Source organism: Nitrospira sp., from assembly GCA_016788885.1.
Taxonomy (GTDB): Bacteria; Nitrospirota; Nitrospiria; order Nitrospirales; family Nitrospiraceae; genus Nitrospira_A.
In genome coordinates this window covers 19,651-43,172 of the sequence record JAEURX010000063.1, presented here as the reverse complement: position 1 = coordinate 43,172, position 23,522 = coordinate 19,651, and the positions used below count along the sequence as shown (strand labels likewise).

The following is a 23,522-nucleotide window of genomic DNA, read 5'->3' as shown; positions in this document are numbered from 1 at the left end:
GACGAAGAGAAAGTCATTCCGCGTGCCTGACCGCCTGACCATCCTTCTCGACCAAAATGTTCCCCAAGCCGTCGTTTCATGGCTGAAGCTGTTGAAGCCGACGTGGGCCGTCTTCCACACGGGCGATGTGGGATTGTCCGGGAAGGCTGATGAAGAGGTCTTCGCCTGGGCGCAGCAACGGAGCGCTGTCGTGGTGACCTTTGATGAAGACTTCGCCGATGGCCGTTCCTTTCCGGCACAGCGACACCATGGAATTGTGCGCCTTCGGGTGTGGCCGACAACGATCGAAGAAACCGAACAGGCTTTGGGACGATTGCTCAGTGAGGTCACCGAAGCCGAACTCACCACGTCTCTCATCATCGTAGACCGCTCTCGAATCCGCGTGCGGACCCGACCTCAATAGGTTGCACGCCCCGCAAGAAGCGAGGCGTGCAGTGTAACCAAAAGTGTAACCGTCGAGACCGTTTCCGGCGGTTTTTGACACCACACCACAGGACGAAGCACGACCCACCTAACCCAATGGTGGATCAGGGGATTCTGTGAGTTTTTGTGGCGTGGAATGAGGTGGAGAAATTACTTCGGGATCGCTTCGTCAACCGCAGGTCGGCGGTTCGATTCCACTCGCCGGCTCCAGAAAATTCCCCGACGTTTCAACCTGTTGGCGGTTTGCGACACCGGTGTGCTCATCTTTCGGCATGGCACGCCGCGACCTTTGACGCAGTGACCGTCGTCACCCTCCCTGATGGTCCGCTTACAGTGATGCGATTAGACTGCGGAAGTAGCTGGTACGTGGCTGCGTGGGTGAAGGATCATTCGGATGCCGCCTTTGGGGCGCAGGGTGACCATGAGTTCAGGCTCGACGTGTTCCTGAGCCAGGCGCGGATCGTAGTGGCGGCCGATCAGCGCGAGGAGCAACGGCCCTTCTACGGTCGCGAAGTGTGTCCCGACGCAGGCCCGCGGTCCTGCGCCGAAGGGAAGGTATGCACATCGGGTATCCGGGCGTTCACCATCCAGCCATCGTTCCGGCATGAACCGATCCGGGTCCGGCCAGAAGGCCGGGTGCCGATGCAGGTTGTACACTCCGACGAGGATGATCGCTTCGGCCGGCAAGGCGATGCCGCCGATCGTGATGGCGCTCGAGGTTTTGCGCTGAACAGCGACAGCAGGTGGGTACAGCCGGAGTGATTCGTCAAATACCGCACGTGTGTAAGGGAGATTCACGAGATCACCGGCGTTCGGTGCTCGCCCCTGAAGCACGCGATCGACTTCTTCGTGGAAACGAGCTCTCGCGTCAGGGTGGGTGGCGAGCAGATACCAGGTCCAGGCCAGTGCATTCGCGGTAGTCTCGTGGCCTGCTGCGAAAATCGTCAGGGCTTCATCGCGCAATTCTTGGTCGGTGAGGCCGGTCCCCGTTTCCTCGTCACGGGCTTGGAGCAGGAGGTTGAGCAAATCGTCGTGCCGCACTCCGCTCTGACGCCGTTCGGCAATCAGTCCATAGATCAGGCCATTCAGAAATTCCATCGCGGCGCGAAACTCACGGTTGCGAGCCGTCGGGACCCAGGGGGGGAGGCGCAACGGGTTGTGAAACGAGTCGAAGGCGTATCTCAAGCTGACGCGCAACGACTGGTTGATCCGGTCGATGTGCTGAGCCATGCTGGTGGTGAACATCGTTTGAGAGATGACTTCCAGGGCCAGTTGCATCATCTCGACCGCGATGTCGACCGGCCGCCCCTGGAGGCTGGCCCACTCAGCCAGGCGGTGTTCGCCCACTTGGACCATCCGGTCGGCCATGGCCGCCATCCGTGAACGGTGAAAGATCGGTTGAATGATGCGACGGTGCCGTTTCCAGGTTTCTCCCGAACTGGTCACCAATCCATTGCCCAGCACCAGCGCAAGGCCGGCTGGTCGCCGGGGATCATACACTTTGAGGAAGCGGTCAGCGTGGTGAACCAGGATGGCTTCCGCCAAGTCGGGATGACTGAGCAGATAGATCACCTTGGGGCCGAGCCGGAAGCGAAGTGCGTCGCCGTGTTGACGCCACCAACCCGCCATCGTTTCCAGCGGGCTCGTTTTGAACGCCTGCAAGTGGCGGAGGAATCGCGTACCGCCGGGGACATCCACCAGCGTGAAGGACTGAACCGGACCTGACATGCGCGGACCCTACCACACTGAGGCCAGGCCATCAATTCAAGCAGGGCCATTCTACCTCGGTCCATGACCGCATCCACTGGTTTCGGGGGCGGCGTCTGTGGCACCGATGCAGTGCGGCAGGGAGGTCTGCCTGTCTCGAGTAAGGATTCTGGCGCCGGCTTGTTGGCGCGCGGCGCCTGTGATACTCTGCGCCAAAAGCCGTTTGGACTGGAGTGTTTGCGCAAATCGTTACCCGCTCCTATGAACGTCACCACTATCCCGCGTACATCGCCACGCATGGGCCTGCGAGTGTTCGTGCTCATGCTCGCCTGGGTCGTCATGGCCGGTCTGTCCTGGGCCGACTTGATTGGCGTGCAAGCCGAATCGCACGGAGTACCGCCGGATGCCCAGTGGGCGACCGAGCCGGATTTGGACGAGTTGCGGGATGATGCGACGACCAAGGTCCTCACGGAAGACGCACTTCCGGCGAACCATGTGCTTTACGCGTCCGCGATCAGTTCCTCCGTTCCGTCTTCTGCGCAGGACATCCCGCTGCCGACCTGCGATCTGCTCTCCAAACTCTCCGTCTATCGATTGTAATCCGTCGAACTCCGTTCTAAGGGAGGATTCATCGACGCGGTCCTCATTCGGGGCCGGTCGTTGGTGGACTCGTCGTCCGCGCGTGGCTCGGACGTGGGCGAGGGAACGCACAGGGAGAAGGTGGGTATGATTGAGCGGTTGGTGGGCTTTGCATTGGCGCAACGGTTCATGGTTTGTCTTGCCGGACTCGCGCTGCTGTTCGGCGGCCTCTACGCGTTCCACATCTTGGACGTGGTTGCCTATCCCGATCCCTCCCCCCCGATGATTGAGGTCATCACGCAATACCCAGGCTGGTCAGGCGAGCAGATGGAGCGGGCGATTACGCTGCCCATCGAGATAGCGTTGCAGGGCATGCCGGGACTGACGGAAATCCGTTCGCTGTCGATCTTTGGGTTGAGCGATATCAAAGTCTACTTCGATTTCGGCACCGATTATTTCCGCGATCGACAGGAAATTCTCAACCGGCTTCAGCTCACCGTGCTGCCGCAGAACGTGCAGCCGACCATTTCGCCCTGGTCCGCCATCGCCGAAATCTTCCGCTATGAACTCACCGGCGACCATGTGTCCCTGACCGACCTGAAGACGACCCAGGATTGGCAGATCCGGCGTGAGTTCAAACGGGTGCCCGGCGTGATCGATGTGAGTACCTATGGCGGTACGACCAAGGAATATCATGTCGAGTTAGATCCCGGGCAGCTCATGAGCTACAACGTGACGCTCGACCAGGTCATGGACGGTCTGGCCAAGAGCAACACCGACGTCGGCGGGAACTATCTGACGATGGGGGAGCAGAGTTTCAACATTCGGGGCATGGGCCTGATCAAAAAACTCGACGACATTTCCGATACCGTCGTGACGCAGAAGGAAGGCACGCCGGTCTTCATTCGCAACCTCGGGAAGACCAGTATCGGGTCGCGTGTGCGATTGGGAAAAGTAGGCATCGATGATCGGGATGACGTCGTCGAGGGTGTCGTTCTGTTGCAGCGTGGTGCCAAGGCCCTGTCGGTGTTGGACAAGGTGCATGAGAAGGTGCAGGACCTCAATACCCGCAAGTTGCCCAAGGGGGTCCAAATCAAGACCTTCTATGACCGCACGGTGTTGATTCATACCACCATCGAAACGGTCATCGATATTCTGATTGCGGGCGTCGTGCTCGTGTCGATCATTCTCTATGTATTCTTGGGCCACTTCCGCACGGCGATGATCGTCGCGTTGACGGTGCCGGTGGCGCTTTTGTTCACGTTCGGCATGATGGTGCTCGGCGGGCAGTCGGCGAATCTGATCTCGTTGGGCGCGGTGGATTTCGGCATCATCGTCGACTCCACGCTCATCATGGTCGAGAGCATTTTTTACCATCTCGCACACAAGCCTTCGCGGGGCGTGACGGTGCCCATGCACGTGATGCGGGCGGCGCGTGAGGTCGGCCGTCCGATCTTTTTCGCCACCACGATCATCGTGATCGCATTTCTGCCGTTGTTCACCATGACCGGCGTGCCGGGGAAGGTCTTTGCTCCGATGTCGCTGACCTACGGGTTTGCGCTGAGCGGAGCCTTGCTGATGGCGTTTACCCTGGCACCGGCCTTGTGCTCGCTGCTGCTGACCGGCCCCATCAAGGAGCGGGACACGGCGGTCGTGGAATTTCTGAGCCGTCGGTACATGGCGCTGTTGAACTGGGGATTGCGGCGTGAATGGCTGGTGGTCGGGATTGCGGTGGCGGTTCTGGTGGTGGCGATGGCGGCGGTGCCGTTCATCGGCGGTGAATTCATGCCTGCGCTGGAAGAAGGCAACATCTGGATGCGCACCACCTTCCCGGTCGATATTTCGTTTGAGCAGGCTGCTCGCCTGGTGACGGACATTCGCGGCGTGTTCAGACAGTTCCCTGAGGTCATCAGTGCGGCGTCGCAACTGGGGCGACCCGACGACGGCACGGATCCGACCAGTTTCTTCAATGCAGAATTTCTCGTCACGTTGAAACCCTTCAAGGAGTGGCGGGCCGAGGTGCCGACGAAAAAGGCTCTGATCGATCAGATTGAACAACGATTAGGCGTGATTCCCGGGGTGACGTTCAATTTTTCCCAGGCGATTCAGGACAACGTCCAGGAGGCGATGTCGGGCGTGAAGGGAGAAAACGCCGTCAAGCTGTACGGGAGTGATCTGCAGACTCTGGAGCAGCTGGCGAAGCAGATTGAGACGGTGATGAAGGACGTGCAGGGGGTCAAGGACTTGGGCGTGCTGCACTTGCTGGGCCAGCCCAACCTGGTCATCGAGGTCAATCGTGAGGAATGCGCGCGATATGGCTTGAAGGTCGATGATGTCAACGATGTGGTGCAGGCTGCCATCGGTGGGCAAGCCGTGACCAGAATTTACGAGGGCGAGCGGTGGTTCGACCTGGTCGTTCGTTTTTTGCCCGAGTTCCGCAGGGACATCGAGTCGATCGGCAATATCGTGGTCAGCACGCCGGACGGCGCGCGCATCCCGCTCAAGCAATTGGCCTCCATCACGGAGCAGACCGGCGCGTTCATCGTGTATCGTGAAAACAACGAACGGTATATTCCCATCAAGTTCAGCGTTCGCGGCCGTGACCTAGAAGGAACCGTGCGGGACGCGCAACAACGCATCGAACAGCAAATTCAGTTTCCGGCTGGCTATCGGATCGAATGGCACGGCGAATTCGATCAGTTGCAGGAGGAGAAATCGCGCCTGGCCAGGATCGTGCCGATTACGCTGGCGCTGATTCTGATTCTGGTCTATCTGGTCTTGAACAACTTTCGGGACGCGTTGCTCGTACTGGCCGCCGTGCCCTTCTCGCTGGTCGGCGGGGTGCTGGCCCTGTTGGTCACGGGCACGCATTTCAGTATTTCGGCGGCGGTCGGATTTATTTCACTGTTCGGCGTCGCCGTGCAGGGGGCGCTGATTCTCATCAGTCGGATGCAGGATCTGTTGCGCGAAGGATGTGACATCCGCGAGGCGATCATGAAGAGCGCGGAGGTTCGGATGCGACCGGTCCTCATGACCTCCCTGGCTGCGGCGATCGGCCTGTTGCCCGCGGCCATTGCGAACGGGATCGGCGCGCAATCGCAGCAGCCGCTGGCGAGGGTGGTCGTGGGAGGCATGTTGACCTCTGCCGCCCTGATCCTGCTGGTGTTGCCGGTGCTGTATCAGCTGCTCCACCGTTACCGGCGACCTTCGGCCTCTTCCGAAGTGGTACGCGCTGGAGGACATCTGGGGAAACATGGTAATCGGAGTGATGGGCTGTCGGACGACACGACGTTACCCGGGTAGCGGCTCGTGTGTGATGGTCAGTGTCGTGCCAGGAGGAAAGGCCGGGCCGAGCTCGATCTTCCGGTTCGGACCCTTGAGCGTGACATGCATGACGTGCCCATCCCATTTCCACGCGATCGAGCCACCGGGAAGCAGGAGGGTGGAGACAGAGAAGGATTGCGAGATCCAGTTCGGTGGAATGCCGGCGCCGATGACGACCGGTGAATTTGCGGCCTCGGTGTCGAGATACGCCAGCATATCCTGTTGCAACAGCAGCAGCAAGGCCGCCGTCTCATAGTCCGGCGACACCGTTGTCCGGTCATGCCAGCCCCGCGCATATTGCCAGCCGTCGGCGACGTCGTCGGTCGCCGTTCTTGCTGTCGCCCAGGTATACAAGCCGGGCGACGCTTGGTTTTCCCACACATGGTGAAGGGTGCTCCACACCTCTTCCGGTCGTCCCTGTCTTAGGAGCCAGTGTGCCCTAATCAGTTCTCCCGCAATCGTCAGGTTGTTCGGCGAGGGGCTATAGGTCGTCATCGGCTGCGCCAACAGGTTGCGAGGTGAGCTGGAGACGGAGAACGCGGCCTGCTGCATCGGTGACTCGTCGAGATGAGCGTGGCCGTTGACGTTTCGGCGTTGCCAGGTCTCCAGCAGGATTCTGGCCTGGTCTTTCCATGCGGCTGCTTGGCGATGTTTGCCGAGTCGTTCCGCGAATTCCGCTCCGGCGAGCAACCCTCGGTAGCTGACGGCATTCACGTACAGCGACGGCCAGTGATTTCCGATGCGGCCGACGATCACACCTTCTCGAGCCGGTTTGGCAAGCAGGGCCATCCGTGGCTGTTGCCCGTGCAGCAGATCGTAGGGGGACGGTACGACAAATGGTGCCATGACTGGTGCGCGTGCGTGCAGCATGTCCTCGATCAGTCGGGTTTTCCGGAGTATGTGCGGCCAGAGCCATTGATCATGACGGTGATCTGCGATGTATGCCGCCGACTCCGTGAGGGCCCAGATCGCCAGACCCGGTGCGTCGGCTTCCGGTCCGGCCCCTCCGGCAAAGTCATGGGTTGCCAGGAATCGTGAAAGAACCCAGCCGACATTGGGATCGCCCGCGCGGGTAAGAGCCGACGTGATATACGCGCCCGGACGCTGCCAGGCGCGAAAGAACACTGCGGGATCGCCCGGTCTCGTTTCTCCGCTGATCAACCCCATCATGAGATGCGAGCGTTGTGCATCCATGGACCGCTGGAACTGCGGGTCCGGCAGGTCGACGTGGATCATCTGCGATGCGTTCTTACGATAGTGTTGCATCTCCATCGGCACTCGCTGGTCCTCCAGCACGAGCCGGAATTCCCGCTCCGGTTCGCCGGCATCGGTCGCAAGCGTCAAGCGGGCATAGCCCCAGCCTGATGCTCCCTTCCAGGTCGAGCCGGAGGAACGGGTGGTCAAGCCTTCAGGGCCGTTCTCGTCCCCCAAGGCGATGTCGGAGGGGGCAGGCGTCACGCGGATTACCCACCGACGGTTGACCGTGACCTCATTCCCATCCCGGTGTAATTCCGTGACTGGCCCACCGGCTGGCCCCACGCTCCGTATGAGGATCGCGGGTTGATGGGGACTATGGTGCTTCAACCGAAGCTCCCAGTGTGTGGCGTCGAGCCTCGACCAGGAGGCGTCATAGTAGGGCGTCTTGGTGGCAATCGCGGGCACAGCCGGAGATGCGGATGGCCCGAACGATTGTTGAATGTCGGCCAGAGGCATGGTTTGGCTAGTGACCAGAGGGTGTCCTTGTGCATCACACAGCCAGAATGAGACGCCGAAACTTGGCGTCTGCGGACTGAAATCGCCTCCTGGTTCGTGATACGCGTGTTCGGCTTCTGAGGACCCCGGAACCGCCAGTGGAATGTGCCCGACCGACCTGGGCCATGGTCGCCCGGGATCCTTCTGCATCTGATCAAGCATGGCCTCGCGCTGTGGCGTGAAGTGCGTGGCCAACTCGACCGACTGACGAAACTGCTGCCAATTGTTGAGCCCTGCGCACAAGGTGAGGGTGCCGGCCAGCACCAAGACCCAGGCGCGTTGTCGCCCCAAGGTCCCGAAGGCGGTCAACGCGATGAGCAGAGGAAGAAAATTCATGCTGTAGGTAAACGTTTCTTCGCCATAGACCATGTGCAAGGCCAGTTCGAACAGCAGCATGGTGGCCAGCACGGCTCGGAAGCGCCAATGCCGCTTGACGGTCAGGACACTCCAGAGGCCGGTCAGCAATAGGACTGACCACAATCCGACGGCTACGAGACCAAGCAGACTTCCTGAGCCTGGCGTCGAGAACTGAAAGGCGAGACGTTGAGAAAGACGGAAGGAATCTTCTCCATACTGGATATACCCGTCATCGTCCATGAGTCGTACTGCCGGGGCGACCAGCGTATGCAACGCAAACGAAGCGGCTTTGTGCTGCATCTGTCCTGATTGTGGATGGTTGACCCAATTGGTTTCGCTCCGACTTCCGATGAAAAACTGGGCGGATGGGAAGATGAACTTCTGAGCACCCCATAGGAGCACCACGAGACAGAGGGCGTTGACCGACAGTTGGATCGCCTGTTTCAAGGGCCACCGTGCCACGGTGGCCAAGAGACCGCTCATCCAGTTGGTGACCGTAATGCTGAGGGTGAAGGCGCTGGCGACCACATAGGCAGTGGCTCCCAGCCGCCGTCCCTCGTCAACCAGCAGCAGGATCAGTGCAAGCATGATCGTCCACGAGCCCCAGGTGCAGGAGTTGGGGACGGGCAGCCAGAAGATCGCCGACGCGCTGGAAAGACTGAGTAGGGTGAAGATGCCGGCATCGAAGGATCGGCATCCCATCACCCGTAACATCAGGAATAGGGTTCCGCTCCACAGGCCGCCAAGGAGTCCCGTCACATAGAGTACGGCTTGCAGTGCCGGTATGCCGAACATGTGTTTGACGAGAAAGACGGGTGTAAACGCAAGAATCGAAAAGAGGGGGTGCACCGAGGTGCGGGAATGATCGTCCGTCGTTGATGTCATGTTCGAGACTTCACGGATCGTATCGGCCTCGAACCAAAAATCCATCGATTGCAGGAGAAACAAGGGAATACTTCCGGCGATGACGATCGACGTGACCCCGACGGAGACGACCAGGCATGCGACGATGAGCCAATCGACCAAACCGAGGGCCACCTGCTCAGGAGGCGGCTCGGGGGCCGGCGGTGAAATCGATTGCGGCGAAACAGGTAGCGCGTCTGGTTCGAGCGGGGGCAGTGGGCGCGCGGTATTTCCGTCGATCATCATACAGATTTCAGATTGAGTACAGGCCGACTCGAACACTCACGAACGGAGTGTTGTAGTGACAGATCGGACAATTTGTGCCGTGACTGAAGCAGGGAAACAACGAACCACAGTCATGTAGAAGCGGCTCAGGCAGCGTGCTGCAGCGATGCCCGTGGGGACCGGCCCAAGCAGGGCGTCAAGTTGTGCGGACGTTCTGCCGATAGGGTCGAATGCCCCTGCTGTACACCCTGCTGTGTTATGCCGGAATCCTCTTATTGGGTTTGTGGTGGTGTGGTGCCTTCCGGTCCTCTCCCGTGCCACGTAATGGGCGCTTCCTGGCCGTCCTGGGAGGGTTCGGCATTTGGCTCGGGATATGGAGTCTCTCCGAGCCGACCGTGCCCTTGTCTGATTTCAATGTGGCCTATTACCCCGCCGGACGTGCGGTCATCGAAGACCTTCCTCATCTCTTCAAGCGATGCTGGGATACGCCGGTCTGCGGGTTCGTGAATATTCCGATCGTGGCGTTGTTGTTTGCCCCGTTTTCAATGCTGACCCTTCGGCATGCGCAGTGGCTGTTTGTCGCGATCTCGTTGGTCGGGGTGGTCGTGACGGTGTTGTTACTGTGGAGCCTGACTGATCGGCACCCGTCGCGACGATGGGTGATCCTGATGCTGTTTGTGATGAACGGGCCGCTGGTGTACAGCTTGAAGGAAGGGAATCTGACGCACGCCACGTTGCTCGTGTTGGTTGTTGGCGTGGTCTGTCTGGATCGTGGCTGGGAGCGAAGTGCGGGGGCGTGTTTCGCGCTGGCGGCCATCATCAAGCTTCCGCTGCTCCTGTTCGCCCTGTACTTTGTCGGAATGCGGCAGTGGCGAGTTGTGTTTGGATACGGGGTGACCCTGTCCACGATCACGGGCCTCTCCCTCTGGTATGCGGGGTGGGCCAGTCATGTGGCCTGGTACCGCGAGGTGATTCTCCCGTTGTCCGATAAGGGGCTGAGCGCATTCAATGTGCAATCGATCGAAGGAGTATTGCTACGGATGCAGGATGATGCACGCCTATATGAGTGGACGCCAACGGCAGTTTCCCCGAACATCCGGATGGCGGGGCGAATCTCTGCGGCCTTCCTCCTCGGGCTCTCGTCTCTGCTGTTGTTGCGCCGTCCCGGCACGATGCATCGGGACACCATGTATCTCGAATTGTCGATGGTGCTTTGCCTCGCGCTGCTCATCAGTCCGATTTCTTGGACGCATTACTATCTCCTCCTCCTGTTGCCTTTGTCGTTGTACGCGGGGAACCGCCTGACGATGCCTGATCGCGGCGGGTGGCTTGTGGCGGTGATGGCCGCGACGGTACTGCTTGCACCTCCAGTGAGGTTTACGGCGGGGGCCGTTTCGAACGGACTGGTGGAGACCCTTCTCCTCTCCCACTATGTGATGGGGGCGTTGTTGTTGTGGGGCGTGTTGGCCTATGCGCGCTGGCGGGTGGTCGAGGTCCAGCATCTCCGGCTGGTTGCGGCGAAGTCCGTGGCAGTGCAGGACCATCTATCCCCCAGCGTGCACGAGGCGGATGTGCCGGTTGACGCACCGGATCGAAAAATCGCCTGGTAGGCAGCCTGCCACTTGATCCCCTCAGTCTGTGCGCTCCGCTCGGACTACATAACGTAGCGGACCGCCTGGCGTGATGGCGTCAAATGGAAAGCAGGTGACAAAGATCACGTCCTGACTGTCCCGTGCCATCGGCAGCCCGTCCCGCCGCGAATCCAACACCCGCTGTTCCGTGACTCGATAGTGAATCGTTGTCCCGTCCGTGCCTGTGAGCTCCAGGCGATCGTCGGGGCGGACAGCTTTGAGGAAGTGGAAGTGTGTGTCCCGGTGGCCGGTGAGGATCACGGTGCCCCTATCCCCAGGTCGCGCACTCGAACTCACATGGCCGGGCCCGAACGCCAGCGTTCGCCCATAGGCGCCGGCCAGTACGATCTCATCTACGGCCAGCCGATTCAGCTGAAGGCGCGCGACCGGCCAGGTGTCGGCCCAGGGCCAAGGCTTCGGGTTGGCTTCTCCCGACAGTGCACGAATCCAGGCTCGCTGCAGCAGATACTGCGCGAGCCTGGCCTTCGCCACGATCCACGAGCCTTCTCCAACCTGCCAGAGGCTGATGGCGAGCAGGGCCGCCATCAACCCGGAGAGCAGAGGGTTCGTCGGTCGAAGAGAAGTCATCCGGCCGTCGCCCTGATTTTCCACAACAGTGCGGCAGACAGCAGGGCCGACAGGCCGAGCAGTAGATGGAGAGGCGCACTGGTTGCGGTTCTCGGCAGGTCGGCCAGTACGGTCTGCTCCTGGGCGTGCGCCAGGTTCGTGGCGCGATTCCGATCTGCATCCGGTGTCCCGGTCGGCCGTGCCGGTGTCACATCGACGGCGATCAGACTCGTATACCGGCTGACCAGATGGTGCGACAGGGCGAGATCGAGCACGGTCTGCCGAACCCTGTCGTCAGTCCCTCCCCTGGACGCCTCGTCCATGAGGGCCGAGATTTTTTGTCGCGCCCAATTGATCGAGAGTCCGTTCTGGGTCGCAGCATGGTGGAAGGAGACCGGAAGCGACCAGGGAATGGTTCCGGCCTTTCCGCGCAAGGTCGCCTGCTCGGGAAACGATGTTGCTTTGATTGCGAGGACAATCGGCTCGCCCTCGTACAGATCACCGATGGTGGCGGGATACGACTCCAGCGTCGACCAGCCGGCGCTGTCCAGTGTGATATCGCTGAGCACCGGCCGCTCCAATTTCTTGAACAAGGCATCCAACTGCTGCTTCACCTCCTCGACCTTGCCGATGTAGGTAAAGGTGCCGTGGCCGAAGTCTGCCGCCTTCCGCATCAAGTAGCTGTTCGGAGTCGAGCCGATGCCAATGGTGAACAGGCGGCGGTTGCCGACGCGATGGTGCAACAGTTCGAACAGCTCCTCTTCATTTCCGATTTGGCCGTCGGTGAGGAGAATGAGTTGCTGGAGTCGAGCCTCGTCTTGCGGACTGGCCAACGCCTGTCGCAAGGCAGGTAACACTTCCGTGCCCCCATCCGCCGTGAGGCGTTCGGTGTAGCGGACGGCTTGCTTGATGGTGGCGGTCGTGACCGGTTGTGGAGTGGCGAAGAGTGAGCGTACCTGGTTGTTGAATTGAATGATGTTGAACCGATCCTGTGCGGTCAGGCGTGTCAGCGCCGTCGCTAGGGAACGTTTGGCCTGCTCGATGGACGGACCAGCCATGGAGCCGGAGGTGTCGATAATGAACGTCAGGTCTCTGGGCACCCGTGCGGCTTTCGCGTCATGCTGAGTCGGGGGAACAACCATCAGGAGCGCATAGGCGTCTCCGTTCTTCTGTTCGGTGAAGATGGTCGCCAGTGGTTCGGTTTGCGGCGCCTGGCGCCAGGTGAGCTGAAAGTCGCGATCGGGTGGAACGGTCTCCTCCGTTAAACTGATGTGATACACCTGCTCCGCATCCGGGATGGAAATGATGGGGTGATACGGTGACTCGATTTGCTCGATGGGGAACCCCGGACTGAGCGTGATCGACAGGCTGAGCGGATTCACGACGCTTTGGTCCGGTGGTTGTACGGGTGGCGTGATGCGTGACGCGTCGGGGACCCGGTCGGTATCCAGCATCGTGCCGGACCCCTTGGGCGGCTGTCCCTCGATGATCACCGGCGTGCCGGGGATGTATCGCTGTCCCACCGCCATGGGAAAGCGGAGCAGGAATTGTCCGTTCTCATACCGGACGGTTTCCTGGTACTCGATCTCGACGGTGATGCGTTCCCCGGGTCCGATGTTCGCCACGGAAGTGGTGAAGAGATTCGGGCGCTCCTGTTCCACGAGACTGGTTCGTTTGCCCTCCTGTTTCGCTTGTTCATACCTTCGCTTGGCCTCGGCCCGTTCCTTGATCTGCCCTTCGATGATTCGTTCCCCGACCTTCATGCGCAGCTGGTCGACTGCAGCCGTTTCTGGGAGGGGGAAGACGTAGACGCCCTCCAGCCAGTCCTCTTTCCGCGTGCTCGGGTTGGTGAACTCCTGCGTGACGGTCGTGCGGGCGATGGTCCCCGTGATGGCCATTTGCACGTCGGTGTGCAGAATAGGGGCCGGGAGGTAACGGCCGGGCTGGCCGGTTCGGAAGAGGAGGGCTCCTTCCGTGGCGTCGTTGAGCCCCATAGTGGGAATGACGCCGGTGCTCAGCGTGGCGGGTAGTTCGGCGGACTCCGCCGGTGAGGGCGCCCCCCCCATGCCTCCAATGAAAAGCAGTGCACACAGTATCAGGCGGGCGGCGAGCCGTCCTGATGGATGTCGATGGGCAGCAGAGCGTCTAGCAAGCATGTGAACCTCATATGGTCTGGAGTGATGATCATGAAGCGGCGACCGGAGGGCCTGGGAAAGACACGGGGTCTTTCCCAGGGGCGCTCCGACGGGACATTAATTGCCGGTGCTCGATTCGAGGGTTGCGGCGGCGTGGTCGGCATCGGACGAAGGGGCGGAGGGGATGTCGCTGATCGACTCGGCCAGGCCTGGCTCGGTCGATCGCTCGAGGTTCTCGTTGAGGGAATCGGTCATGGCTTCGGTCGCGAGCGGCGCAAGCACCATATGTTCCAGGCCGATCTTTCGCAGTTCCAAGTGCACGCGTCGGTTCATCCGGCGGCAGACATCGCTGTTGTCGAGGCACAGGGCGCCTTCCTCGCCCAAGCTAACGGTGCGAATCGCGGCTTCCGGGACGCCCAGCGCCATCAACTCGTGCTTCACGGTGTCAGCGCGTTTCAGTCCAAGGATTTTGTTAAAGCTCTTTGAGCCCTGTTGATCGGTATAGCCCTGGACCAGCACGCCCCAGTCCGGCTCGCTCTTCAGGAACTCGGCATGGCGTTGCAGCGCGGCCTTGCCGTCGTCGGTCAAGCCTTTGCGGCCGACTTCGAAGGCGATATCGTCATGCAGGATATCCATGCTCCTGCTCGCCAGGGGGGCTGTCTCCACTCGGCTGGTCGGAAGTGACACCGGAACCGGTCCCTGCTCGGTCGAATCTTTGAGAACCTGAGACACCTGCGCGCTGTTCAGCGCCTCCGCTGAGCGGTTGGTATGGGCTGCCTCGTCTGCCTGGGAGTAGTACCAGAAGGCGGCGACGACGACGGCGAGGAATCCGACCAATCCGCTCAGGATGTAGACCTCCTTCATGTCCCTCTCGGGTCCCATGATGGCGGGGGAAACCGGTCCTGCACTGACAGTGGCTGTGGGGGCTTTCTGCATGATGTGGTGCTCCTTGTGTACAGGCCGCATGCTGCGACCCGGTGGTTGTTGATCGACCGATCGACTGGTCCCTGTGGCGCGGGGCCGGCTGGGTGATGTTCACCTCCTTCCTGCCGGGTTGCCCGTCGTTGGCTGGTGCCTAGAGCAAGGCCGAGGCCAGGTGCCGCAGCGCGGCTTATGGTCAGAAAACAACAACGGAACAAGGAGTTAGCGAATAGTGATCACTGCGTGGAAACGGCCATTCATGCGTGGATCAGTGGGGAATGCGGGGCTAGCCCCGCATGAGCGCGAGGGGATCACGTCGCGAGGCTTCGGCAGATGTTCCGATTGTCGGTCACTGCTGAGGGTTGGGTATTGATGGCGTGTGGCTCTTGGGCGGGCCGGACAGCGGATCCTGCTGGCGACTTACGCCTTGGATTGAAAATGCCGCCGCACGAGCGTTTCGACGGACCTGAAGTGTCGTTCGGGCAGGTTCTTGAATCGCCGCTTGCAGTCGAGCAACGCCTCGTCCACATCGGCGAAGGGCGCGATCGTCTCCATGAGATGAGCGGTATAGTCCATCAGTTTCAGTTCAACGGTGCGCAGGAGAGATGGATCTCCGGCCAGGGCCGAGGCGGCCTTGGCCTGGTCCCCCGATGAGTCCACGAGCGCTTGGAAGCAGAGCCCTTTCAGGCGTTGGGTGACCGTGCTGCGGTCCCAGCCCAGGGCTCGAGCCGTGGCTTGCATGTCGAACCGGGTCCGGCGTAGCTGGTTCAGTACCGCGAGATCGCCGGCCGGATCCGGCAGTATAGGTTCACCGATAGCAGTTCCGGAAGCCGGTGCCGACGCGCCGGGCAGTCGGAGATCATTCAGCGTGATGATCGATCCCTCGGTCAGGGCCACTGCCTGTTCGAGGCACTGACGCAATTCTCGCACGTTGCCTTTCCACGTGTGTGTGGTGAGCGCCGCCAGGGCTTCCTGTGAGAGTGGCATCGGCGGCTGATGGCTCCTCTGGGCGGCCTCTCGTAGGCAGGCTTCAGCCAGGAGTGGAATGTCCTCGGCGCGATCACGGAGGGGCGGCAGCTGCAGGACGAGCCCCTTGAGCCGAAAATACAGATCTTCACGAAACCACCCTTCCGACACACCCCGTTGCAGATCCTTGTTCGTGGCGGCGACGATGCGAACATCGACCGTGGTGGGACTGGTCGCCCCGACGCGATAAAAGGTTCGATCTTGCAACACGCGCAGCAGCTTGCTTTGGTGGTCCAGGCGGAGATCCCCGATCTCGTCGAGAAAGATGGTGCCTTGATGCGCCAGTTCAAAGTAGCCTTTTCGATCTGAGTGCGCCCCGGTGAAGCTGCCGCGCACATGACCGAACAGTTCGCTTTCGAAGAGCTCCGGCGAGATCGCCGCCATGTTCACGGCAATAAACGGTCTGGCGGCGCGAGGGCTCAACCGGTGCACCGCCCTGGCACACAGCTCTTTGCCGGTTCCGGCTTCGCCGGTGATCAGGACGGTGACCGGCGCGCGTGCCCCTTTCTTGAGATCGCGAAACATCGTCAGCATCAACGGATCTCTCGTGACGATCCCGGATTGTTCGCATTCGCGCTGGAGTTGTTCCTGTTCGAGATTCCCCAGCGGCGCCGCGCTGATCGTGGCCGCCCGCAGGTTGTGCAACTGCCCTTCGAGTTCCTGCATCCGTTGCCTCGTTGCCTCTTCCTGCGCCTGGGCCTCAGCGACTTTGCGTTGGAGATCGGCGGCGAGTTGGGTCGATTCGGCTTCCTTCGAGGCGGAATGCGACATCCTGGTGTGAGCCGATTCCAGGTCTTCCTCCAGACTTTCTACGGCTGTTTCCTGAAAGATCAGTGCTTCCCGCACCGCCACCAGGTTTTGCTGGACCAGCAGCATGTCCTGTTCGAGCAGCACCAGACGTCTGGTGGCCACGATCTGGCCGAGCAGGCTGCCGGCGACGAGGACGAGGAGGCTTGCGGTGACGGACGTCATGAATGGCAGGACCCACCGGAGTTGGGTGAGACACATCAGGCCGATCATCAGGTACAGCAGCAGGAGTCCGGTTCCCAGCACGAGGCCTTTCCAATCGGTCCACCGGAAGACGGCCCAGGCGACGCTGATGCAGAGCATGAAGGCGACGGCTTCTCGTTGCCATGGGAGCAGTTCTCTCATCCAGTCCTGCGAGAGGACTGTGTGGAGGAGTTGTGCTTGCAGCAGGACGTCGGTGACGTCTTCGCCGGACGGAATCGTCCGTTCCGGTTGAGGCCGCGGTTGTGTGGTGACGATCACCGCTTTGCCGTTGACCAGGGCGGCAAGGCGTTCCATCTCCTTCTGGTCTATCAGCCGGGAGATGTTCAAGACTGTGGCGGTGGGGATCAGCGCACGTACCTGCGGCCCGGCGAAGTTGAGCAACAGGCGGCCATGGCGGTCGACGGGAATCGTGACGTCGGCAGTGGGGCCGTCCGGGCCCTGTGTTCGGGGGATCCGCACTGAGCCGGAACGTCGCTCGATCCGTTCGAGAGGCGTCTGCCAGAAGCCGGCAGCCAGTGAGAGGCCCAAGGAGGGAAGTTCGCTCGGGCCGGTGCCATGGTAGAGCAGGGCTCGGCGCGCTACCCGATCGAGATCGAGCACCGGTTGCAGCGTGCTCTTTCCCTGCACCAGCGTTTGCGGGGGCGGTGTCGATGGGAGGCCCTCCTGATCGAGCGGTTGAGCCAGAACTGCGGGATAGGAGACGGTGCCGGCGGACTTGATGGCCTCGATCAACAAGGCGTCGCTGACGGCGCCGCCAAGGTTGGGCGGACTCGGGAGATCGAGCGGAATATCGATGCCGATCGCGCTCGCGCCGGCGTCATGCAGCGCGGTGATGAGTGTTGCGGTAAGGCTGCGATCCCACTGACCCGCGCCGAACTGCTGGTCGCTGGCCTCGTCCCGGGTGATAACCAGCAGGCGCGAATCGGGAACCGGCTGAGGGCGGAGTCGTACCCAGGTGTCGTAGGGTGCCCATTCCACGGTCTGGTAGGTTGCCGGTGCCGCCGTCCACAGGATCTCGGTGAGCAGGAGTGCAGACAACGCCATGACCAGGGCTTGCAGCCAGAGAGTCCTGACGAACAAGCGGGTGGCGGTGCTCATGCGATGGTGGCGGCTATGGTTTAGGCGGTTCGGGTGCGGCTTCGTCGAGGATGCGTTTGACGTCTTCCCGTGGGAGCCCTTTCAGGTAGCTCTTGGCTTTGGCGAGATCCGGGGCCAAGCCCAGGCCCTTGGCGTAGATTCGAGCGAGTGCCATGCGGGACGAAACCGCGCCGTCGGCGGCGGTGGATTCCAGATAACTCAGAATCCATTGACCATGGGGCGGCAGTTGGCCGTCGAGTCCCTGCTCATACAGGTGTACGAGTGTCGCATGGGACATCTCATTCAGCGCATAGGCTTCCCGTAGAAGGACCGGCAGGGCCTCGGCGGTGCGTCCCTGCTTGAGCAAGGTGGTGCCGACGGTTTGGTTCGGCTGGTCCCGGTCGAGGTCGGGGAAATCCAACCAGAGTTGATCACAATAGTTCTTGAAGGCCTCGGCTGCCGCCTTGGATTGTTTCGTCTGCAGGTTCCCCTTCACCGCCGCGAGCCGTCTGAGCTGAGTCAGTGCCTGTGAAGCTTCCGGCAAACCTTGCTCAAATGCCTGTGCCCACCAGGTGATGGCCATGATCTGACTTTTTTCGACACCTTGCCCTGAGCGGTAGGCATTCCCGAGGAAGTATTGCGCCTTGGCCAGACCGGCCAGTGCCGCCGCTTCCAGTTCCTGTGCCGCATCCTTGTCGCGCCCGGCAACTTTCAGGACCAATCCCAATCGGTAATGGGCTTCGGCAAAATCCGGTTTCAGCCGCAAGGCCTCCTGGTAGGCCTTGATGGCGGACTGAATATTTCCACGGGTGTAGTGAATCGTGCCCATGCTGTAATGCGCTTGCACGAGCGTGGGGTCCAGGCGGGCCGCTTCCTGAAGCTCCGTCATGGCCGTTCGCCAGTCTTGTTTGGCCATGAGTGCGGTGCCGAGATCCACATGGATCTGCGCAACCGTGGGATGGAAGCGCAAGGCGGTTCGGTATTCATCGATCGCGCCATCGGTATCGCCCAGTTGGAACAGTGTTCTTCCCAGCGTGAGTCGTGGCTCCTGGGCGTCCGGTTCGGCATGCAGAGCCTGGCGAGCCTGCGACAGCAGCTCGAGCGGCGTCAGTGGAGCTGGCGGAGGAATCGACGGTGTCGGAGTGGGTGATGGCGAAGCCGGCGGCGGCGGGGGAGGAGGCGTGGGTTCGTTCGGAAGCGGTTCAACGCGCACAGCTTCCTGCGAGGGAGTTTCCCCTGGCGGCGGAGGCGGCGGTTCGACGTTCGGTGATTCGGGTTGAACAGATCCGGGAGACAGGCTCGGGGAGGGCTCATCTTGTGCACCGACCGGCAGGGACTGCAGCGGCAACGTGACGGTGATGAGCAGGACCCATCGTCCAAAGGCGATGCGTTGCAAGAACATAAGCGCCGACAGGCCTCCACGAGAAAAAGATCGCTCTATATACACATAGATGGGAAGAAAATTCCACGGGATCTGATGGGGAATCTCGCGCCGGATGCAGCGGGAGCGATCAGGATGAGGTCGTGAAAAGGGCGAGAATCAAGCTCGTCGCGGCGAGCAGGAGCAACAGGCCCCAAATGAGGTAGCGCCACCAAGAGAGTTGATCCTGAATGGGCATGAATCCGAGGCTGACCCCTTCCGCGAGCAGCCAGTTCCGGAACTCTTGCGGCGCCACGAGACTGAGGCCACGTTCCGTACAGGAGGCAATGAAGCGATCGACGACGATCCCGCGTAACGCTTTGCGAATCAGCGTTTCCAACCAGCGTGGAAGTCGCAGCCGTTCGCCGGTCCTGGTGGCCCATTGCTCGACCAGCGTCTCGTACTCTGCTCGCACTGAGTCCAGGGGGCGGTCTGTCGCTGCGTCGGCCCTTGCGGCGGCAGGGAGGGTGTGCAACCAGGTGCGGAGTTGTTGTTCCAGTCGCTCAACCGTTTGTTGGGATGCGTCCAACAGCCCGGCCAGGATTCCGCCGACCAGCGCAAGGAGAATGGCGATCGCCGTCAACGACCAGCTACCCACGAGCGCCCAGGTGCCGTGCCCTGTCATGGAAACGCTGTAACACAGCGCGCTTCCTCCGACCAGGACCAGCGATGTCAGCAGATGAAGCGGCACGGTGCGGATCACCATCTGCGAAAATGTGCGGGGCATCGTGACATCCGGCTTGGGTGCTGGTGCGGGCATCGTGGCAGGCGGATGGAGTCAGGCCTTCGGTGGCGTGTGGCTGAGCTGCGTCGGCCACCGCTGCGTGAGGCGTTCGATCATGGAGGCGAGGGCGTCCGGTTGAAGTCGCACCGGTTCATGCGCCACGCGCCAGACCGGCTCGAGCGGTGCCGGGTCCCGGCTGAGGCGGGGAATCAGGTGCCAATGGATATGAGGAAGTTGGTTGCCAAGCAATTCATAGTTGACCTTCACGGCCCGCCATTCGTCGACGAGCATGGCCGCCACCTGGGCGACTTCTTCGATGAGCGTGCCGCGTTCCTCGCGCGAGAGGTGGAAGAGTTCCGTCGCGTGATGCTTCAACACGAGCACGGTCCAGCCGGGAAAGAACTGGTCGTCGTGCAGATAGGCTCGCGTGAGGCCGCAGTCGGCAATGAAGTGGTCCTGTCGAGGCCAGGTGCCGAGACAGGCGTTGCAGACGGAGTCGGTCATGGTTGGTTGAGAAGCCGTCCTTCCTCCGCGGTGATCAGGCCTTTTTTAATGAGCAGCTGAATGAGTTTGTCGGTCGTGGCCTTGCCCGGTGGCTGAGTCGTGGCTGCAGACCCGGCGGCGCCCTTCTGTTTGGGTGACTCACGCTTTTGTCCCATCACGCGGAAGGCTGGCGTGAAGACGGCCACGTAGTCACGGTTCCGGATGCGGACCGACACGGGGAGGCTCTCACTGTTCGGGGTGAGGTCGGGGCCGGACCCCTGCGGCACACGGAAGAACGGTTTGCCGTCGTCGGTCGTCCCGTCCTGCCCGATGATCTCCATCCTCGTGAGGAGCGATTCACCCGTCAAATTTTCGCGATCCTGGCCGGCCGTATTGGTGATGTGATCCAGCACGACTATGAGGGAGTCCGCGACGAACAGATCGGGAGACACGTTGCGGACCGTGACATCATAGCGGTACTCACTCGAAAAATTGTCGCGGCTCCGCAGAGTGACGAAGGGGGTGACTTTGCCGGTCACATCTACCAGTTGGTCGAGGGCGAACGCGGGAGCGATGGTTGCCGCCAACAGCAGACCCGTGCTGCCGGCTAGGATTTGCATGGTCCGAGTCATCCGCATGATGTCCTCCCTGATCGATCGGCCTCGGGGCCAGAATAACAAAGCCCCACCGTCAGTGCGAGGAAATCCTGTGCCTGCGCGGCGATCGGCTTGACACGTTCTTTTGGTGAACGATATTCTGCCGAGCGGTAACGTGTCGATTCCGGTGCCTCACATCTGCATGGCCACTTCACGCATCACGCTTCCTCCGCTGCTCGTGTCGCGCACCCTTGCCTCTCAGTTATTGCGGTTCTATGACTATCCTGACCCGCGTCGTCCGGGGCGCATCATCAAGGGGTACGACGGTCCCCATGCCGTCCGCACGGCCCGTATGTGCGCGGCGGTGGCTGCACGGCTGGGGCATCCCCCTGCACGTGTGAAACAGTATCAGATTGCCTGTCTCCTCCACGATTTGGGACGGGCTGGACTGGACCGGCACCTCTTCGGTCGCATTTGGTCCTGGGCCCGCGCGCACGGCATTCCGACCAGGCCTCGTGAATGGAGGGCTCTCCACCCGGACACCCGCTACGGGCGCGAAACCGAGGCGTTTGTGGCTCGCTATCGCACCGCCATGGATGATGCCGGCATCACGCTCGATTCGTGGGCCTGCGAGCAGGTGGAGATGCGGTTGGGGTATGCCCGGAGACTGGCCGCGCGCTTGCGGACGGTGAAGCCGCTCTTGCGCGAACTCGGAGTTGCCTGGGCGCCGTGGATGGGCCGGGTCATGCTGTACTATTACTACCCAGAAAAATTGGAAGGCGCACAGCCCTGGGTGCGCCAACTGGCGGAAGTGCTTGTCGCCTGTGAGCAATTCGAGGCCTACAGCAACCAACGCCGGGGTCGCGACTACTATGTGCGTCGACGCGAAGACCTGTCGGAGGCCTTTGCCTATCTGCAGACGTTGCAACGGGAACAAATTCTGAGCCGTCTGGTTGTGCGGGCCCTGCGAGAGCTTGCGGCAGAGGGTGTGTTCGATGGGGTGTTGGCGCAAGCCAGGGGGCGGGCGTTGACCGCACGCGAGCGTGCGTTTTTGCGGCGCCCCGAGAAGGAGTAATTCGATGGCGGTGAAATCACTGTTGCTGCGTGTGGCGATGCAGGGCGATTGCCAGGTGGAAAACATCACCGACCGACTGCGCGCGGCTCTTGAGGAGACGCACCTGCGCGCCGGCATTCTCACGGTGTTCATCAGACACACGACCGCCTCCGTCCTGATCATCGAGGATGAGCCCGGCATTCGCGCTGATACCAAAGCGATCTGGGAACGGCTCATTCCCGCCGACCCGACATGGCAGCACAACGAGCGGAATGTGGGGGAGGATAATGGCCACAGCCATCTGCGCGGTCAGTTGCAGGGACACTCCCTCACGATTCCGTTCAACGACGGAACGATGGTGCTGGGAACCTGGCAGCAGGTAGTGGTGTTGGATTTCGATACACGCGCACGGACCAGGGACGTGGTCCTGCAAATCATTGGTGAATAGATGGGCGCAGGAGCAATGCTCACGGCGCGGCGCGCCGGTGGATGGGTTCGGGCGGGTGTGCTCGCTGGCCTGATGGCGACTGCGTGCCCGATGTCAGAGCCTGTGATGGCTGAAGACCTGCATGGATTGTCGCCGGCTCAATCGGTCGCGCCGACCGAACTCAGTCCGGAAGAGCAGGCCACGATCGCCGTGTTCGACCGGGCGACTCGTTCGGTCGTCTTTATTGCGAACACGGCCATGCAGCGCGACCCCTGGTCGTTCAATCTGTTCGAGGTGCCACAGGGGTCGGGGACCGGCTTCGTCTGGAGCCGGCAGGGGCACATCGTAACCAACTACCACGTGATCTATGGCGCTGATTCGATCACGGTGACCTTGGCCGATCGGACGGAAATCAAAGCCAAGGTCGTCGGGGCCGATCCGGACCATGATATCGCCGTGCTGCAGATTCAAGCGCCGGAGTCGGTACTCCAACCGGTCACTATCGGCAACTCCCAGGCGTTGCGTGTCGGGCAAAAGGTCTTGGCGATCGGCAACCCCTTCGGGCTCGACCATACGCTGACGACCGGAGTGGTGAGCGCCTTGGGTCGTACTATCAAATCGATGAGCAACCGGACCATTGAAGGCGTGATTCAGACCGACGCTGCCATCAACCCAGGCAACTCCGGCGGGCCGTTGTTGGACAGTGCCGGACGTCTGATCGGCGTGAATACCCAAATCGTCAGTCCCAGCGGCGCATTTGCCGGGATCGGGTTTGCGGTGCCGGTCGATACGGTGAATCGCATCGTGCCCGAGTTGATCAAGCATGGAAAGTTGATCAGGCCCGGCTTGGGGATCTCCCTGGTTCCCGATGCGATGGCGAGACGCTGGGGCGTCAAGGGCGTCATTATCGGAAAGGTCGGCCGCGGGAGTGTTGCAGAACGGGTGGGCTTGCGCGGGGCGCGGGAAACCATGGGTGGGCGCGTTGAACTGGGCGATATTCTGGTGGCCGTGGACGGCAAGCCGGTGGAAACCATCGAGGATCTCATGGATGCGATGGAAAAACACAAGGTCGGTGAGCAGGTGACGATCGAATACGCGCGGGGGAATCGCCGCCTGCAGGCGACGGTGACACTGCAGGCCGTCAATTGAGAGGGAGGAGTTCGAAGCGGTGTCCAGGCTC

General features: G+C 61.3%; 17 protein-coding genes. 7 read left to right on the top strand and 10 right to left on the bottom strand.

The features are described from left to right. Window positions 1–22 precede the first annotated feature (22 nt). A complete protein-coding gene (locus JNL86_16550; protein MBL8044520.1) occupies window positions 23–403 on the top strand; it encodes a DUF5615 family PIN-like protein in 381 nt (126 codons plus the stop codon). A 362-nt stretch (window positions 404–765) separates the two neighbouring features. On the opposite strand, the gene JNL86_16545 is transcribed toward JNL86_16550, so the two are convergent. Next, window positions 766–2,151, bottom strand: coding sequence for a cytochrome P450 (locus JNL86_16545; GenBank protein MBL8044519.1), 1,386 nt, complete (start codon window positions 2,149–2,151; stop codon window positions 766–768). A 216-nt stretch (window positions 2,152–2,367) separates the two neighbouring features. On the opposite strand from JNL86_16545, the gene JNL86_16540 reads away from it, so the two are divergent. Together JNL86_16540 and JNL86_16535 are read left to right on the top strand one after the other, a co-directional pair. Then, complete coding sequence (locus tag JNL86_16540) at window positions 2,368–2,730, top strand: hypothetical protein (protein MBL8044518.1); 363 nt, start codon at window positions 2,368–2,370, stop codon at window positions 2,728–2,730. Between the two features lie 126 nt (window positions 2,731–2,856). Then, complete coding sequence (locus tag JNL86_16535; GenBank protein MBL8044517.1) at window positions 2,857–6,012, top strand: efflux RND transporter permease subunit; 3,156 nt, start codon at window positions 2,857–2,859, stop codon at window positions 6,010–6,012. On the opposite strand, the gene JNL86_16530 is transcribed toward JNL86_16535, so the two are convergent. Then, window positions 6,001–9,297: a hypothetical protein gene (locus JNL86_16530; GenBank protein MBL8044516.1), complete on the bottom strand. Its 3,297-nt coding sequence runs from the start codon at window positions 9,295–9,297 to the stop codon at window positions 6,001–6,003. The two genes, JNL86_16535 and JNL86_16530, sit on opposite strands and share 12 nt — an antisense overlap. A gap of 287 nt (window positions 9,298–9,584) precedes the next feature. Here JNL86_16530 and JNL86_16525 point away from each other — a divergent pair, with 287 nt between their 5' ends. Next, on the top strand, window positions 9,585–10,880 hold the full coding sequence (locus JNL86_16525) for a DUF2029 domain-containing protein (protein ID MBL8044515.1): 1,296 nt from the start codon (window positions 9,585–9,587) through the stop codon (window positions 10,878–10,880). Between the two features lie 21 nt (window positions 10,881–10,901). Here JNL86_16525 and JNL86_16520 read toward each other — a convergent pair whose 3' ends face one another. The 8 genes from JNL86_16520 to JNL86_16485 all read right to left on the bottom strand — a co-directional run bounded on the left by JNL86_16520 (window position 10,902) and on the right by JNL86_16485 (window position 20,903). Then, complete coding sequence (locus JNL86_16520; protein ID MBL8044514.1) at window positions 10,902–11,489, bottom strand: class GN sortase; 588 nt, start codon at window positions 11,487–11,489, stop codon at window positions 10,902–10,904. Continuing rightward, window positions 11,486–13,534, bottom strand: a complete 2,049-nt coding sequence (locus JNL86_16515) for a marine proteobacterial sortase target protein (GenBank protein MBL8044513.1) — start codon at window positions 13,532–13,534, stop codon at window positions 11,486–11,488. Before JNL86_16515 ends, JNL86_16520 begins: the two co-directional genes overlap by 4 nt. Before the next feature lie 186 nt (window positions 13,535–13,720). After that, window positions 13,721–14,539, bottom strand: coding sequence for an OmpA family protein (locus tag JNL86_16510; protein MBL8044512.1), 819 nt, complete (start codon window positions 14,537–14,539; stop codon window positions 13,721–13,723). A 405-nt stretch (window positions 14,540–14,944) separates the two neighbouring features. Further along, window positions 14,945–17,659 (bottom strand): sigma 54-interacting transcriptional regulator, encoded by a 2,715-nt coding sequence (locus JNL86_16505; GenBank protein MBL8044511.1) that lies wholly within the window; start codon window positions 17,657–17,659, stop codon window positions 14,945–14,947. Window positions 17,660–17,672: 13 nt separating this feature from the next. Then, window positions 17,673–19,040, bottom strand: a complete 1,368-nt coding sequence (locus JNL86_16500) for a tetratricopeptide repeat protein (protein MBL8044510.1) — start codon at window positions 19,038–19,040, stop codon at window positions 17,673–17,675. 109 nt (window positions 19,041–19,149) lie between these two features. Continuing rightward, complete coding sequence (locus JNL86_16495) at window positions 19,150–19,785, bottom strand: hypothetical protein (protein ID MBL8044509.1); 636 nt, start codon at window positions 19,783–19,785, stop codon at window positions 19,150–19,152. Between the two features lie 51 nt (window positions 19,786–19,836). After that, the gene (locus JNL86_16490) at window positions 19,837–20,286 is read right to left on the bottom strand and encodes an HIT family protein (protein ID MBL8044508.1); all 450 of its coding nucleotides are present in this window, start codon (window positions 20,284–20,286) and stop codon (window positions 19,837–19,839) included. Continuing rightward, the gene (locus tag JNL86_16485) at window positions 20,283–20,903 is read right to left on the bottom strand and encodes a hypothetical protein (protein ID MBL8044507.1); all 621 of its coding nucleotides are present in this window, start codon (window positions 20,901–20,903) and stop codon (window positions 20,283–20,285) included. The genes JNL86_16490 and JNL86_16485 overlap by 4 nt, the downstream gene beginning before the upstream one ends. A gap of 160 nt (window positions 20,904–21,063) precedes the next feature. On the opposite strand from JNL86_16485, the gene JNL86_16480 reads away from it, so the two are divergent. Genes JNL86_16480 through JNL86_16470 form a run of 3 tightly spaced genes read left to right on the top strand, consistent with a single transcriptional unit; the run spans window position 21,064 to window position 23,491 of the window. Further along, the gene (locus tag JNL86_16480; GenBank protein MBL8044506.1) at window positions 21,064–21,936 is read left to right on the top strand and encodes a hypothetical protein; all 873 of its coding nucleotides are present in this window, start codon (window positions 21,064–21,066) and stop codon (window positions 21,934–21,936) included. A 25-nt stretch (window positions 21,937–21,961) separates the two neighbouring features. Beyond that, entirely contained in the window at window positions 21,962–22,363 is a 402-nt protein-coding gene (locus JNL86_16475; GenBank protein MBL8044505.1) for a YjbQ family protein, read from the top strand. Between the two features lie 15 nt (window positions 22,364–22,378). Further along, entirely contained in the window at window positions 22,379–23,491 is a 1,113-nt protein-coding gene (locus tag JNL86_16470) for a trypsin-like peptidase domain-containing protein (protein MBL8044504.1), read from the top strand. The last annotated feature ends 31 nt before the right edge of the window (window positions 23,492–23,522 follow it).

Coding starts and splice junctions, on each gene's coding strand:
- JNL86_16545 (MBL8044519.1), bottom strand. CDS start 2,151: ATGTCAGGTCCGGTTCAGTCCTTCACGCTGGTGGATGTCCCCGGCGGT.
- JNL86_16535 (MBL8044517.1), top strand. CDS start 2,857: ATGATTGAGCGGTTGGTGGGCTTTGCATTGGCGCAACGGTTCATGGTT.
- JNL86_16520 (MBL8044514.1), bottom strand. CDS start 11,489: ATGACTTCTCTTCGACCGACGAACCCTCTGCTCTCCGGGTTGATGGCG.
- JNL86_16515 (MBL8044513.1), bottom strand. CDS start 13,534: ATGGGGGGGGCGCCCTCACCGGCGGAGTCCGCCGAACTACCCGCCACG.
- JNL86_16510 (MBL8044512.1), bottom strand. CDS start 14,539: ATGCAGAAAGCCCCCACAGCCACTGTCAGTGCAGGACCGGTTTCCCCC.
- JNL86_16505 (MBL8044511.1), bottom strand. CDS start 17,659: ATGAGCACCGCCACCCGCTTGTTCGTCAGGACTCTCTGGCTGCAAGCC.
- JNL86_16500 (MBL8044510.1), bottom strand. CDS start 19,040: ATGTTCTTGCAACGCATCGCCTTTGGACGATGGGTCCTGCTCATCACC.
- JNL86_16495 (MBL8044509.1), bottom strand. CDS start 19,785: ATGCCCCGCACATTTTCGCAGATGGTGATCCGCACCGTGCCGCTTCAT.
- JNL86_16490 (MBL8044508.1), bottom strand. CDS start 20,286: ATGACCGACTCCGTCTGCAACGCCTGTCTCGGCACCTGGCCTCGACAG.
- JNL86_16485 (MBL8044507.1), bottom strand. CDS start 20,903: ATGCGGATGACTCGGACCATGCAAATCCTAGCCGGCAGCACGGGTCTG.
- JNL86_16480 (MBL8044506.1), top strand. CDS start 21,064: ATGGCCACTTCACGCATCACGCTTCCTCCGCTGCTCGTGTCGCGCACC.
- JNL86_16470 (MBL8044504.1), top strand. CDS start 22,379: ATGCTCACGGCGCGGCGCGCCGGTGGATGGGTTCGGGCGGGTGTGCTC.